16 protein-coding genes are annotated in these 13,700 nt (G+C 44.8%); 12 read left to right on the forward strand and 4 right to left on the reverse strand.

The genetic code is table 11. The features are described 5' to 3' along the window. Positions 1–95: 95 nt before the first annotated feature. From kynU to A361_RS04640, 6 genes are all read left to right on the forward strand, one after another. Entirely contained in the window at positions 96–1,364 is a 1,269-nt protein-coding gene (kynU, locus tag A361_RS04615; protein ID WP_019379374.1) for a kynureninase, read from the forward strand. Then, positions 1,361–1,990: an arylformamidase gene (kynB, locus tag A361_RS04620; protein WP_019379373.1), complete on the forward strand. Its 630-nt coding sequence runs from the start codon at positions 1,361–1,363 to the stop codon at positions 1,988–1,990. The genes kynU and kynB overlap by 4 nt, the downstream gene beginning before the upstream one ends. A gap of 306 nt (positions 1,991–2,296) precedes the next feature. After that, entirely contained in the window at positions 2,297–3,148 is an 852-nt protein-coding gene (gene kynA / locus A361_RS04625; protein ID WP_019379372.1) for a tryptophan 2,3-dioxygenase, read from the forward strand. Between the two features lie 80 nt (positions 3,149–3,228). Beyond that, positions 3,229–4,572, forward strand: a complete 1,344-nt coding sequence (locus A361_RS04630; RefSeq protein ID WP_019379371.1) for a sodium-dependent transporter — start codon at positions 3,229–3,231, stop codon at positions 4,570–4,572. 203 nt (positions 4,573–4,775) lie between these two features. Then, on the forward strand, positions 4,776–5,612 hold the full coding sequence (locus A361_RS04635) for an STAS domain-containing protein (protein WP_019379370.1): 837 nt from the start codon (positions 4,776–4,778) through the stop codon (positions 5,610–5,612). A gap of 73 nt (positions 5,613–5,685) precedes the next feature. Continuing rightward, a complete protein-coding gene (locus A361_RS04640) occupies positions 5,686–6,273 on the forward strand; it encodes a class I SAM-dependent methyltransferase (protein ID WP_009335114.1) in 588 nt (195 codons plus the stop codon). A 32-nt stretch (positions 6,274–6,305) separates the two neighbouring features. On the opposite strand, the gene A361_RS04645 is transcribed toward A361_RS04640, so the two are convergent. Both A361_RS04645 and htpX read right to left on the reverse strand, forming a co-directional pair. Continuing rightward, positions 6,306–6,539 (reverse strand): DUF378 domain-containing protein, encoded by a 234-nt coding sequence (locus A361_RS04645; RefSeq protein WP_009335113.1) that lies wholly within the window; start codon positions 6,537–6,539, stop codon positions 6,306–6,308. 255 nt (positions 6,540–6,794) lie between these two features. Beyond that, positions 6,795–7,676 (reverse strand): protease HtpX, encoded by an 882-nt coding sequence (htpX, locus tag A361_RS04650; RefSeq protein ID WP_009335112.1) that lies wholly within the window; start codon positions 7,674–7,676, stop codon positions 6,795–6,797. 175 nt (positions 7,677–7,851) lie between these two features. On the opposite strand from htpX, the gene A361_RS04655 reads away from it, so the two are divergent. The 6 genes from A361_RS04655 to A361_RS04680 all read left to right on the forward strand — a co-directional run bounded on the left by A361_RS04655 (position 7,852) and on the right by A361_RS04680 (position 11,556). Continuing rightward, entirely contained in the window at positions 7,852–8,583 is a 732-nt protein-coding gene (locus A361_RS04655) for a DUF1836 domain-containing protein (protein WP_019379369.1), read from the forward strand. A gap of 292 nt (positions 8,584–8,875) precedes the next feature. Further along, positions 8,876–9,055, forward strand: a complete 180-nt coding sequence (locus A361_RS04660; RefSeq protein ID WP_019379368.1) for a hypothetical protein — start codon at positions 8,876–8,878, stop codon at positions 9,053–9,055. 86 nt (positions 9,056–9,141) lie between these two features. Beyond that, positions 9,142–9,390 carry a hypothetical protein gene (locus tag A361_RS04665; protein WP_019379367.1) on the forward strand — a complete coding sequence of 83 codons (249 nt, stop codon included), beginning with the start codon at positions 9,142–9,144 and terminating at the stop codon, positions 9,388–9,390. A 198-nt stretch (positions 9,391–9,588) separates the two neighbouring features. Further along, entirely contained in the window at positions 9,589–10,518 is a 930-nt protein-coding gene (locus tag A361_RS04670) for an iron-hydroxamate ABC transporter substrate-binding protein (protein ID WP_019379365.1), read from the forward strand. 244 nt (positions 10,519–10,762) lie between these two features. Beyond that, positions 10,763–11,107 carry a MerR family transcriptional regulator gene (locus A361_RS04675; protein WP_019379364.1) on the forward strand — a complete coding sequence of 115 codons (345 nt, stop codon included), beginning with the start codon at positions 10,763–10,765 and terminating at the stop codon, positions 11,105–11,107. Next, positions 11,104–11,556, forward strand: a complete 453-nt coding sequence (locus A361_RS04680) for an SRPBCC family protein (protein ID WP_019379363.1) — start codon at positions 11,104–11,106, stop codon at positions 11,554–11,556. Before A361_RS04675 ends, A361_RS04680 begins: the two co-directional genes overlap by 4 nt. Before the next feature lie 40 nt (positions 11,557–11,596). Here the strand turns inward: A361_RS04680 and A361_RS04685 are convergent, their stop codons facing one another. Further along, the gene (locus tag A361_RS04685) at positions 11,597–12,934 is read right to left on the reverse strand and encodes an ABC transporter permease (protein ID WP_009335104.1); all 1,338 of its coding nucleotides are present in this window, start codon (positions 12,932–12,934) and stop codon (positions 11,597–11,599) included. Next, the gene (locus tag A361_RS04690) at positions 12,931–13,620 is read right to left on the reverse strand and encodes an ABC transporter ATP-binding protein (protein WP_019379362.1); all 690 of its coding nucleotides are present in this window, start codon (positions 13,618–13,620) and stop codon (positions 12,931–12,933) included. The genes A361_RS04685 and A361_RS04690 overlap by 4 nt, the downstream gene beginning before the upstream one ends. Between the last annotated feature and the right edge of the window lie 80 nt (positions 13,621–13,700).

Here is a 13,700-nt window from a genome sequence, read left to right on the forward strand (position 1 = left end):
TTCTGGCAACTATACTGACATTATATCATTGACATAGTGTCAATCAAACCATATAATTTTCGTAAATAATTAATATTCTGAAAGGTTGGAAATCTATGGATTTTACAAGAGAGTATGCAATCGGACTGGATGCTGGGAATGAGCTGTCCTACCGGGAAGAGTTTTATATAAAAGAAGACGGAATTTATCTGGATGGCAATTCACTTGGACTGCTTTCAAAGCGTGCGGAAAAGTCACTCCTTGACCTGCTGGATTCCTGGAAGCACCATGCTATTGATGGCTGGACAGAAGGGGACAATCCCTGGTTCTATTTATCTGAAAAACTAGGAAAAGAATTGGCGCCAATCGTGGGAGCACATCCGGAGGAAGTTATTGTAAGCGGTTCCACAACCGTTAATCTGCATCAGCTTGTCTCGACTTTTTATAAGCCGCAAGGAAAAAGAACGAAGATACTGGCGGATGAATTGAATTTTCCGAGCGATATTTATGCGCTGCAAAGCCAGGTAAAGCTGAAGGGCTATGATCCTGATGAGCATCTTGTCCAGGTAAAAAGCGCGGATGGCCATACGCTGAAGGAAGAAGACATTGTCGCTGAGATGACAGATGAAATCGCGCTGATTGTCCTGCCGGGTGTTTTATACCGAAGCGGCCAGGTGCTGGATATGGAGTATCTGACTGCAGAAGCACATAAGCGCGGGATTGAGATTGGCTTTGACCTATGCCATTCGGTTGGATCTGTCCCGCATTCCCTAAGTGATTGGGATGTGGATTTCGCGTTCTGGTGCAACTATAAGCATCTGAATGGCGGACCTGGCTCGACGGGCGGATTGTTTGTGAACAAGCGCCATTTTGGCCAAGTGCCGGGACTTGCCGGCTGGTTCAGCTCCCGCAAGGATAAGCAGTTTGATATGGAACATGTGCTGACTGCTGCTGAAGATGCAGGCGCATATCAGATTGGAACTCCGAATATCTTTAGCATGGCGCCAATTATTGGATCACTCAGCATGTTTAATGAAGCTGGCATGGAAAGAATCCGCGAAAAATCACTTAAACTGACTGGCTATATGATTAAGCTGATTCAGCATGAGCTTGACGGACACGGATTTATCCTGCGCAACCCGCTTGATGAAAAGAGGCGCGGCGGCCATATTTATCTGGAGCACCCGGAAGCAGCAAGGATCTGCAAGGCGCTGAAGGCAGAGGGAGTTATCCCGGATTTCCGTGCCCCGAACGGAATCCGTCTGGCTCCGGTAGCGCTGTACAATACGTTTGAAGATGTCTGGAAAACAGTTCAGATCCTTAAAGGTATTATGGATCAAGAAAAATACAAGCAATTCGAAAATAAGCGGGGAGTCGTAGCATGATGAAAAAGGGATGGATCGATATTTCACAGCCGCTGACTAATGCCATTGCCCACTGGCCCGGAGATACGCCATTCAGCTATGAAACAGCTTTTACAAAAGAACAAACCGGCTCTGTCAATATTGGCAGGATTACGACCAGCCTGCATACCGGCACCCATGTCGATGCACCGTTCCATTTTAATGACGAAGGCGAAAAGATCTTGGACCTGGATATCGAGCTGTATATCGGGCCGGCGTGTGTGATAGATGTATCAGCCTATGAAACGGTGGATTCGGAAGTTCTGAAAGGATTTGATCTCGAAGGTGTGGAACGTGTTCTGCTCAGGACCTCGGTTCCGAATCATTCGGAAGTGTTTCCGAATCAGATCCCTGAACTGACCGAGGATATGGCAGACTACCTCGGCAGTAAAGGGGTGCGCCTGCTCGGAGTGGATGTGCCATCCGTCGATGCGCTCGACAGCAAAGAGATGGAAACACACCATGCTTTATATCGAAATGGCATTCATATTCTGGAAAATATCATGCTGGATGAGATAGAAGAAGGAAATTACGAGCTAATTGCCTTGCCGCTCCCAATAAAAGACGGAGATGGCAGCCCGGTGCGGGCGGTTATTCGGCCAATTTAAGCGGGGGAACGGCCAAAACCTCGAATTTATCGGCCAAACGCTAAACTTCTGCCTTGCTGGAAGTGCAGCAGCCAGCAGAAATAGCCTTTACCGGCCAATTTGAAGGAAATACCGGCCAAAAACGTACAATCACCGGCCAATTTCGATAAAATACCGGCCAAAATGCGGGTTTACCGGCCAAATGAAGTCCGGCTGCAATCCGCATCAGATATATCGGTCACTTTCCCAATATATCGGTCAGTCGCTGAAATAACAGGCACGGCCCGAATCGGGAACTACAAGAACAAATCTCAAGGAGGACATAACATGAAAGAAACACACCAGGACGTAAACGCGACAACCTCTGAAAAGAGCATCCATACAGATTTCACCAACAACATGACATACGGTGAATACCTGCAGCTCGACAAAATCCTATCCGCGCAAAACAGGCTTTCCGGACATCATGATGAGATGCTGTTTATCGTCATCCACCAGGTGAGCGAGCTGTGGATGAAGCTGATTCTTCATGAAATGGGTGCAGCCATTGAATCGATTGAAAACAATGATTTATCCACAGCACAGAAGCGATTGGCGCGCGTTTCGAAGACACAATCGCAGATTATTCAGGCATGGGATGTGCTGTCCACATTGACGCCATCCGAGTATATGGAGTTCCGCGATTCACTTGGCCAGGCATCTGGCTTCCAATCCTACCAGTATCGTATGGTAGAATTTGCGTTAGGCTATAAAACCGAGCATGTTCTGAAAATCTATCAAAAAGACCCGGATCTGCATGCAAAGTTAACGGAAGCGTTCGAAAAGCCGGGCCTATACGATGTAGCCATCCGCGCGCTTCATAAAGCAGGCCTGCCAGTTGATGAAGACATTCTGAACAGAGACGTAACCAGAACATATAAAGAAAATGATTCGGTCCGCGCAGCCTGGATGACGGTGTATAAAAATCCTGAAAAGTACTGGGAGTTATACGAGCTTGCGGAAAAACTTGTGGATATCGAAGATTGGCTTCAGCAGTGGCGCTTCCGCCATATGAAAACGGTGGAAAGAATCATCGGCTTCAAGATGGGAACAGGCGGTTCATCCGGTGTCGGTTATTTGAAAAAAGTATTGGATCAGCGCTTCTTCCCTGAACTTTGGGATATCCGCACAGAGTTATAATCTAGGATTTAAAGGGGAATCGGGGCCCGAAAGTCTTCCTGAATCGGGCCTTGCATAAAAATAGAGAACAGGGGGGTACTATGAGTACAAATCGAGAGCAATGGTCTTCTAAATTCGGCTTTATCATGTCCTCGGCCGGTGCCGCGATTGGCCTGGGAGCGATCTGGAAGTTCCCGTATGTAGCCGGAACGAGCGGAGGAGGCGCCTTTTTGCTGATGTTTATCGCGTTTACGATTTTGATTGGTCTTCCGATGCTCATTTCAGAGTTTATTATCGGACGCGGGGCACAGAAAGAAGCAGTGTCTGCCTATTATAAATTGGCTCCAAACAGTCCGTGGACCATTACCGGCAAGCTTGGCGTTGTCGGCTGCTTCCTGCTGCTGAGTTTTTATTCGGTTGTTGGGGGCTGGGTGCTGATTTATACAGTCCTGTCGATTGGCGGCCAAATCATTACGCCGGGCGCAGCCTATCCGGAACTGTTTGGCATGATTACATCCACGCCAAGCTGGACTCTAATGGGGCTGGCAGCTTTTCTGCTTATTAACATTGTGGTCATCACATTCGGAATCCAAAATGGGATTGAAGCTGCAAGCAAATATATGATGCCGCTATTATTCATCTTTTTTATCGTGCTTGTGGTACGCGCACTGACACTGGATGGTGCGATGGAAGGAGTCAAGTTCTTCCTGAACCCGGACTTCAGCAAAATCACTGGGGAATCGGCTCTTTATGCATTGGGACAGTCGTTCTTTGCACTGGCAGTCGGCTTCTCATGCATGGTCACTTACAGTTCGTATCTGGATAAAAAAGTAAGCATCCCAAATTCAGCGGGCTCTGTTGTCATCATGAACATTATTATCTCTGTTTTGGCAGGATTGGCGATTTTCCCGGTTGTGTTTGCATTCGGTTTTGAACCGGCGGAAGGCCCGGGGCTTCTTTTCATGGTCCTGCCGGCCGTCTTTTCACAGATCCCATTAGGGGAAATGTTTCTGGCAATCTTTCTGCTGCTTTTCTTATTTGCCACTTTGACATCATCGTTCAGCATGCTGGAAATCATCGTCTCTGCATTCATCGAGAACGGAAAGCATTCCCGGAAAAAAATCTCCTGGATCTCCGGCATTGTCATGTTCGCCGCCGGGATTCCTGCTGCGCTGTCGTTCAGCCTGCTTGGGGACTTCACCATTTTCGGGAAAAATATATTTGATGCAACCGACTACCTTGTCAGCAACATCCTTCTTCCTCTCGGCTGCCTGCTGATTGCCCTCTTTATTTCTTTAAGAATGGACAAACAGCTAGTAAAAGAGGAATTTCTGCTCGGCAGCGATATTTCTCCAGCCATGTACACAGCGTGGAACATCCTTATGAAAGTATTGGTTCCTGCTACTATTGTTGTTGTGTTTATCAGCACATCCGGAATTTTTTAAAAAGAAGCGCCAAGTCCTGGCGCTTTTTTTCAGTAATTTTAAAAAAAAATCAAATTAAAGGTTTATGGGCAAATTAGAAAGGGTATTAAAATTTTGGGGTCTGATAAAAGGGTGCTATTATCTTCCATATTAAGTTCAAGAAGGATTTTCCGTGATTAAACCGAAAGTGTATAGTATATAAAACAAAGGGGCGTATGCTTAAAATGGAAGCAACTTACAAAGAAACTAAGGATATAGCAGAATTTATTGTTGTGAATCGTGAGAATTTTCAGGCGAAATTACTGTCCGAGGCTGTAAATGTTGCCTCTAAAATCAATGAAATCCTGCAAAGAGGCAATATCGATCTTTTAAAAAATGCCGAGAGGCTGGCTTTATATGTTGTCGAAAATGTAGAAGAAGAGCTGATTGCCTTTGCCAGGCAGGAAGGTGTTGCCTGGGCCGAGCATTCCCTGACACTTTCATTTAAGCTGGAATGGGTACAGGCGATCCGGCGTACTTTGTGGCACTTCTTATTCCAATACGACAAAATTAAAGGGAGGAATAGAGTAGGAGAGGACTTTTATAATCTGGAAAAGAATGTAAATGACCATGTTGACCAATTTTTAAATAACTTCTTCATCAGCTACTCTGATTATAAAGATGAGATGCTTAAATCACAGCGCAAACTGGTTGAGCATTTGTCAGTGCCGATTATCCCAGTCAGCACTTCTGTTGCTGTTCTGCCGCTGATTGGCATGATTGATTCTTACCGGATTCAGACGATTGAAGAGAAAGTTCTGATGGATATCTCATCCATTAAAATCCAGACCTTAATCATGGATCTCTCCGGAATTGCCGATATGGAAATCGATGTCATTGTACACTTCAAAAAGATCCTCAGCGGCATCAAAATGATGGGATGCGAGGCGGTTCTTACAGGCCTTCGTGCTGAACTTGTCCGAAAAATGATCCATGCCGGCGTTTCATTCGAAAATCAGGCGGAAACAAAGGGAACATTGCAGCAGACTTTAAAAGAATATCTAGGGAATGAATCGAAATAAATACAACATATCACAATGCCTGGTGCTGTCCAATTGGGATGGCGGCAGGCATTTTTTAGCGGAGGAATCCAGCATGAAAAATTTTGATGAAATACTTAACATCCATACAAGCGGTGACCAAATAGGATTCCATAAATCTTTCCACTACCACCGCTACGAGCCAACTCCATATCAAGGCCTGGAAAAACTGTTCAGTGAATACGGGTTAAGAAGCAGCGACCGCCTGGTGGATTTCGGCTGCGGCAAAGGCAGGCTGCCTTTTTATATTCACCATACATTTCGGGCATCTGCTGCCGGCGTGGAGATGAGTGAGGACTTTTACCGTGAGGCACTGGAAAACCTGCAGACTTACAAAGGAGAAAAAGCCAGAATCAGCTTTCAGTGCATCCTGGCTCAGGAGTATGAAATAACACCGCAGGACAGCCACTTTTACTTTTTCAATCCGTTTTCGGTGAAGATCTTTATGAAAGTCGTCAACAGCATCCTGCTCTCAGCCGAAGAGAACCCGCGCAAAATGGACATCATCTTATACTACCCTTCAGAAGATTATATTTTTTATCTGGAAAACAGCACCCCGTTTGAGCTGATAAAAGAGGTGGTCCTCGAGGGCGATGAAAATGAGCGTTTTTTGGTCTATCGGTTTAATCAAACGTTTGATTGAACCCCCCAGCCATATTGGAGGGGGAATTTCTTTTATCGAACAGGCCTTGATTCCGGTTCTCTTTCATATTCACGGCTCGGTTTAAAGAGGAGTCCCAGATTGATCAATCCGGCAATTCCCACTAAACCATAGATTATTCTTGATAAAACTGCATCCTGTCCTCCGAATAAGCTGGCAACTAAATCAAATTGGAAAAACCCAATCAGCCCCCAATTGATGGCTCCAATAATCGTCAGTACAAGTGCAATGCGCTGGAAACCGTTCATGTTCATAGCCTCCTCGTGTAAAAAAAATTTTCCAGGGTGCTGCATCGGGACAAACCGTCACAGCTTTAGTCCCGATGCTTTTCCTGCTGTCTATTAGGAGATTACCCGGATATTGAGGGGACAAACAATTTTCAGAGAGTTAGAGATGAAAGAATATGAAAAGGGTGCCCCATCCAGGGCACCCTTTTCATATGTCTAACACAAGCAGCCTCCCCCTCGAGTGTCGGGGTGGACAAGGCGCGTGCGCTTTTCTGCTTACTTCGCACTCAAACGTCTGATACGCTCATCCAAATCCGGATGCGTCGAGAACAGTGAAGCTTTGCTTCTGTTATTAATTTTCAAAGTGGAGATCGCTGTCTGCTCTTCACCCTTGATGCGGCTGGAGTAGGCCTTCAGCATCTGCAGGGCATGTGTCATTTTGTCTTTGCCGGCAAGGTCAGCACCCCCGCGGTCCGCATGGAACTCACGGTGGCGGGAGTAGGCGAAGACCACAAGGCTTCCAAGGATTGAAAAGGCGATTTGGAACACGATTACAGCTATAAAGTGTACAATCGGCGCCATTTCTTCTCTGACAAAACGGGATGCCACCCAGGCTGCGATTCGAGCAAGGAAGACAACGAATGTGTTGACAACCCCCTGGAGAAGGGTCATGGTGACCATGTCTCCGTTCGCGATGTGTGCGACCTCATGGGCGATGACACCTTCAATGGCATCGTCATCCATTTCCTGGAGCAATCCAGTTGAAACCGCCACAAGAGAGCGTTTTTTCGTAGGACCTGTTGCAAAAGCGTTCACTTCAGGGGAATGGTAGATTCCCACTTCAGGCATATGTGTTAAGCCTGCTGCTCTTGATAGGCGATGAACTTTTTCCACGATGTCGCGTTCAGCTGCTGAAAGGGAACTATTCGGATCCAGCACCTGAACATTCATCATTCTCTTGGCCATCCAGCGGGACATCCACAGGGAAATGAAGGAGCCAGTGAAACCAATTACGGCACTGACCACAAGCAATGCGCCGAAATCAATGCCGCCCTGGGCATTGATGTAATTACCTCCGCCAATCAGCGAGAAAATAATACTGATGGTCAATAGAACCAGCACGTTCGTCAATAAAAAGTAAAAAATACGTTTACCCATTTCCTCACCCTTTAATCTATTTTGAGTTCATATGAACTTGTCATCTGACTATATAATACAATTTTTCGATTAAAATGACAAGTAAAAACTAGGCGGTAAGGAAATAGACGTTGACTGTTATCATGTAAACCATTAGGATGAAAGCATCGAAAAGAGAACGCAGGGGCTGATTATCTTGGAATTATTCCAGCTATCGAGGAAAAGCATGGCTGATTTCCTTCTGTCGCTGAAGGGGGAAGGGGGGCATTCACCCAAACAAATTCTCCAGCAGGCATGGGGGGCCGCTCATGAAAAGAAAGGAATATCAACGGAAGCTTTTCTGGATACCAAAATGCCGGCTATATTTGAAAAGTTGCTGCGGGCAGATTTGCAGAAAATCGGCTTTTCCATCAATGAAATTGTCGCACTGGGAAACCAGATTGAATTTACCCATCTATCTTCGACTGCTGTGCAAAACTGGGTGAAGCGGGATGTTAAGGACCTGATAGGCAGTCCGCAGCTCGGCAAGAAATATTCGGCCGACCAGGCTGCCATGCTTTTTATCGTGGAGGATCTGAAAGCGACGCTTGATTTCGATTCGATCCGAAAAATTCTTGCCCTCCTTTTTAATGATCTGGATGACCGCACAGACGACCTGATTGGGCCGATCCCTTTTTATTCTGCTTACGCGGCCATTTTTGAAAAAGTCCATCAGCACAATGGTGCCGAAAAAAGCATATACGATCAGACAGAACAGTGCATCAAAAAAGAAGCATTGAAAACAATGGAGAGTTTCCAGGATTTTACTGAAAACCAGAAAGACATCGTTTCCAATATTCTTGTAACGGCTTCACTGACAGTTTTATCGGCCTACTACAAGTCGCTGACAAAGAAATATGTAACAGCTACCTTATTTTTAAATGGGTAAGCCAAGAAAACATCGCAACTAGAGGGCGATGTTTTTTTGTGCTCTTGTTTTATAAAGTGATATTGATGATCATTATTGATAGAAAGAACAGGAGTGTTAGAAATAAATACTGATTGCTTTGCGTTAGAAGACCTCATATTCAGGCTGAGAAAAATAGAAATATAAAAGAAGAAATGCAGTGGCAGCTGGAGGATCAGTTTACCAATCAGCATATATTGCTCGCCGTTGTGAACGGAGCGGGAGATTTAACGATCGAAAAGGACCGCTTCCGGTTTAAGGAGAATAAGGGATATTGGATTCCCCGCCGGAGTTCACTTTTGAAATCACAGAAGATTCTCCGGAAGCCATGGCCAAGGAGCGGGGGAGCGGGAAATTCCTGCAATTTATTGAACAGGAACTGAAGCCGAAGGTGAATGAAATGTTTGAGGCTGATCCTGCGAGGCACATCTTCTTTGGCCATTCCTTAGGGTGACTGTTTGGTCTGTATGCGCTTTTTACAAAGCCGGAAGCTTTTCATAGCTATATGATTAGCAGCCCAACCATTTGGTGGAATCAGCAATGTATTTTGGAGCTGGAACCGAATTCATAGACCGATTGAGAGATGGCAATCTTAAAATCTATTTTTCAGCCGGAGCTCAGGAAAAACGATTCATGGTGGAGGATGTAAAGGAATTGGCAGAGCGCTTAACCCTCTTGAAGGATTCACGGCTTGATATTATGCTGGATATCGCCGAGGGGGAAAAAAACCATATCTCTGTAGTGCCTGCCGCTTTAAGCAGGTCTTTGAGATTTGTGTTAAAACCATAAAAGTACAAGTACCTTAACGGTTGTTGCTTTTGAGGTTTTTTATATTTAAATGGAGAATAGATGCGGTTCAAATTCTATCAAAAATAAAATATATGATAAAAATGAATTGAAAAACGAGCTGAACTGTTTTATTCTTATTGATAATGATAATCATTTACACTTGATGTTGATAGAAAAATATGATGGAGATGAAAACCAGTGAAAAAAACAAAGTTTATATTAATTGTCATCACACTGTTGTTAGCGTGTACTTTATCTGCCTGCGGAGAAAGCTCAGGCAAAACATCAGGGGCAAGCGCTGACTCTGGCACAAGGACATACCATGGAGAAGATGGAGATGTCCAGGTTCCTGCCAAGCCTAAAAGGGTGGCGGTATTGGCACATATCTATGTGGGGAATGTATTGAAGCTTGGAATTACCCCTGTTGCCGTGAATGAATGGGTAAAAGGAAACAAATTTTTCGGGGATAAACTAGAAAATACAGAAGTTGTTGCGGAAGGGTCCATCGAAAAGTTAATAGAATTGGAGCCAGATTTAATTATTGCTTTTTCCTCTGATAAGAATCTAAAGAAATACTCGGAAATTGCTCCAACTGTTGCCCTGACAAATACAGAGTACGATTATTTACAGCAGCATATTGAAATTGGGAAAATTGTAGGGAAAGAAAATGAAGCAGAAAAATGGGTAGAAGAATGGACTGAAAAAGCTAAAGAAGAAAAGGAAAAGGTAAGAGCTGCCATTGGTGAGGATGTAACTGTAACAGTACTCGAAACAATGGGAAAAGAAACATATATTTACGGAAAGAATTGGGGACGGGGAACGGAAATCATTTATCAGGCCCTTGGAATTCAGGCACCTGATAAGGTAGAAAAGGATGTGTTTGGACCCGGCTATAAATCCATATCGACTGAGTTAATCCCAGAATACGCCGGTGACATTATGTTTGTTGGAACAGGAGATGAAACAGGGAAGGGATCCTTTATGGATACAAGCGTATGGCAGGAAATACCTGCTGTACAAAACAACAAGGTGATAGAATTTGATTCCGAATCATTTTGGTTTAACGATGCCATTTCCCTTGAAAATCAGCTGGAATTTATAGTGAATGAATTAACTAAAGGAAAATAATAGCGGCATTCCAATCGATTAATCCTATATTGGCGAGTATGCAAAATAAGAATAGGAAGAGGAAGCGATTCGCTCCCTGGTTGAAATCTATAACGGAATAAAGCCTCAGCGGTTCATGCCGCCTGAGGCTTCTTCTATCTCTTTCTATCGGATGTGCATTGTGATATACATAATACAAAATATTATTTAAAAAAGCATTGACCGTGTGGTGCACCCCACAGTTTAAGATAAATGGGAGGAAGCGATGTACAAGATCAGCGAGTTTTCGGAAATGACCGGGTTAACGAAGGAAACATTGCGATATTACGCAGAAGTGAAGCTGCTGGAGCCTGCTTTTATTGACTCAAAAAACAATTACCGGTATTACGATGACGGCAGCTATTTTTTGGCTATTCTGTTAATAAAACTAAGAAGACTAGGTTTCACCATTCAGGAAATGATTTCCGTGATGGAGGATGAATCATTCGCCAATCTGGAAGCATTGCTGCTGCAAAAAAGAAAACTGATCGAGAAACAAATGGAAGAGCTTCAAGGCCAAATAGATGAAATCGATGCCTTTTTGGAATCGGGGAAGGAGGAAGAATCGTGATTCAATGGAAAGAAGAAATCATGATTGAAAGGAATATTGAAAAGGTGTGGAGGTTGTTTTCCGACCAGCACATAAAGAAAATCATGCCCAAGGTCGAAGAGCACACCCTGATCGAAAAAAGGGAACATGAAGCAGGGGCAAAGCACAGGCAAACCTACAGAGAAGGCAAGCGCCAGGAAACTTATATTGTCGAAACGCTGGCATATGAGAATGCAGAGGATAAAAAGCATAAGCAGATCCATTTTGTATTGGGAAAGGCCTTTGAAATCACCCTCTCATTTACGCTGGTCAAAATCGATGACTCCCATACCAGGTTTATTTATGAAGGGGAAAATAAAGGGGTTAACTTCGTAGGAAGGGCCATGCTGAAGCTTGGCGGCGATAAAAACAACCTGAAAGTGGTTGAAGAATTTTTGCAGAAGGTTCGCGAAGAAGCATTCAAGTTATAATAAAAAACATCGCCGGCTCATACCAGCGATGTTTTATCTATTAAACTTCCCGTCTCATTGCCTTCAGCACATCCACTTGTGTCGCGCGCTTGGCCGGACGCCAGCCTGAGAAGATGGTAACTGTCAGACAAATCGCCACACTGATCAATGTCAGGGACCACGGAATGTAGGAAAGCATGAGGCCCTCAGGCGGGGCTTCCTCAAATACTCTTTCCAGCACGAGCGGAAGGGCCAGGTTGACCGCATAGCTGATTCCATAAGCAACAATCGTCCCAAACAGGGCGCCAAGCAGGCCGATATAGCTGCTTTCAAGGACAAAGATCCGCTTAATCGTTTTCGGATGGGCGCCGATCGCTTTCATGATCCCGATATCGGGGGCGCGCTCCGTAACGGCCATCGTCATCGTATTATAAATGCCGATGGAGGCAATGATCAAAGCAATGGTACCGATGAAGAGAAGACCGATTTTTAAAATCGTAAAAACCATATTAATCTGCTTCATCTCGTTCACGATGGAATAAACCATATAATTGCCGTCTTTCAATTGGTCATTGATGCCTGTGACAGCCTCGACATCTTTAGCGTAAAGGCTGACAGTATCGTATATTCGGCCAGTATCCTCGGAAGCTCCCTCCACTTGCTCCGGACTGCCGGCAGGTGTACCGGTGAATGCTTCCACTTCCTTAAAAATATCTTCGGAAATGAAGACCGTGCGGATCTGCATCCATTCTTTAGAAGGCTTTTTCGTGACCCCGGTTATGGTTAGGGGAATGGACTTTTTGATTTCCTTGCCATCCTCCATTTTGATAACTTCCATTTCAATCGTCTTTCCGACTAACTCACCCTTGTAGGCGTATTCTTCTTTTATCGTTCCATCCTCATTAAAGGCATTCTCTCCTTCTTTCGGCTCCAGAGACAGACCATCCGCAAAGGAGGAGCCAACCACCACTTCATTCCCTTTTTCCGGGAGTCTTCCTTCAGAAAGCTCGAATCCTGCTTTCACTTCTTCCGGGAAATAGGCCGAAACAGCTTCTGATTGAGAGGTATAATCCCCTGTTTTAAAGATCGGGCTTTGCTGCAGAGATTGCCTGCGGGTAACTGCTTTTACCCCGGTGATTTCTTGAAAATGTTTGATATCTTCATCTTTGATGCCCTGGAAATTTCCTTCGCCCGCTTCCTTGCCGTGAACCTGGACTTCCGTAACAAGGCTGTCTTCCATTACATCCTGGATGATCGATTTATGAAGCCCGAATCCGACCGATGCCAGCACAATCAGAAAGGTACATCCAATCGCTGTGGCTAAAATCGTCATAAACAGCCTTGTTTTATTCTTTTTCATATTTTGCCTTACAAATCTGAATTGATCTTTTAAATTCATGCCAATACACCCTCCATAACCCTTCCATCTGTGATTTCAATTGTCTTATGGCCGATGGCTGCCACTTTTTCGTCGTGCGTAATAATCAGAAACGTGATGCCCAGATCCCGGTTCAGCTCTTGAATGAACTGCAGCAGCTCGTTTTCTGTTTCACTGTCCAGGCTGCCTGTCGGTTCATCTGCCAAAATGAGGGGAGGATTTACCACAAGCGCCCGGGCGATGCTGACGCGCTGCTGCTGTCCGCCGGAAAGCTCACTTGGATAATGATCTTTATATTCGATAAGGCCTACCCGCTTTAACGTCTCTTCCGTCTTCTGCTGTCTTTCCTTTTCAGTCATCCCTTTGAGAATGAGAGGGAGCTCGACATTTTGGTAAGCCGTCATGCTCGGAATCAGCTGAAAGCTCTGGAAAATGAATCCGAGATTCGCCAGGCGGAAATCAGCGAATTTGCCTTCGTTATAGTCACTGACCTTTTCCCCCTGTATCCAGACCTCCCCATGCTTTGGCTTAATAAAACCGCTGATGATATTCAAGAGCGTCGACTTCCCGGATCCGCTCCTGCCCACAATCGTGACAATCTCGCCTTTTTCCACTGAAAAAGAAACATCCTCCAATACCGGAATTACCGTCTTCTTTTCTTTTTTGCCAATCTCAAACGCATGGCTTAATTCTCTAACTTCTATCACGCAATAACCTTCCTTCTAAAAAAGTGTCTGCAATCTAGACGTACGAAAGGGCACTTTCGGCTTCAAAAAAATATAAAATA

The organism is Cytobacillus oceanisediminis 2691 (assembly GCF_000294775.2).
Classification (GTDB): domain Bacteria; phylum Bacillota; class Bacilli; order Bacillales; family Cytobacillaceae; genus Cytobacillus; species Cytobacillus pseudoceanisediminis.

Excerpts from the sequence above, each read along its gene's own strand:
- A361_RS04665 (WP_019379367.1), top strand. The coding sequence starts at position 9,142 with ATGTATTTTGGAGCTGGAACCGAATTCATAGACCGATTGAGAGATGGC.
- A361_RS04640 (WP_009335114.1), top strand. The coding sequence starts at position 5,686 with ATGAAAAATTTTGATGAAATACTTAACATCCATACAAGCGGTGACCAA.
- A361_RS04685 (WP_009335104.1), bottom strand. The coding sequence starts at position 12,934 with ATGAATTTAAAAGATCAATTCAGATTTGTAAGGCAAAATATGAAAAAG.
- A361_RS04645 (WP_009335113.1), bottom strand. The coding sequence starts at position 6,539 with ATGAACGGTTTCCAGCGCATTGCACTTGTACTGACGATTATTGGAGCC.
- kynB (WP_019379373.1), top strand. The coding sequence starts at position 1,361 with ATGATGAAAAAGGGATGGATCGATATTTCACAGCCGCTGACTAATGCC.
- htpX (WP_009335112.1), bottom strand. The coding sequence starts at position 7,676 with ATGGGTAAACGTATTTTTTACTTTTTATTGACGAACGTGCTGGTTCTA.
- A361_RS04635 (WP_019379370.1), top strand. The coding sequence starts at position 4,776 with ATGGAAGCAACTTACAAAGAAACTAAGGATATAGCAGAATTTATTGTT.
- A361_RS04630 (WP_019379371.1), top strand. The coding sequence starts at position 3,229 with ATGAGTACAAATCGAGAGCAATGGTCTTCTAAATTCGGCTTTATCATG.
- kynA (WP_019379372.1), top strand. The coding sequence starts at position 2,297 with ATGAAAGAAACACACCAGGACGTAAACGCGACAACCTCTGAAAAGAGC.
- A361_RS04675 (WP_019379364.1), top strand. The coding sequence starts at position 10,763 with ATGTACAAGATCAGCGAGTTTTCGGAAATGACCGGGTTAACGAAGGAA.
- kynU (WP_019379374.1), top strand. The coding sequence starts at position 96 with ATGGATTTTACAAGAGAGTATGCAATCGGACTGGATGCTGGGAATGAG.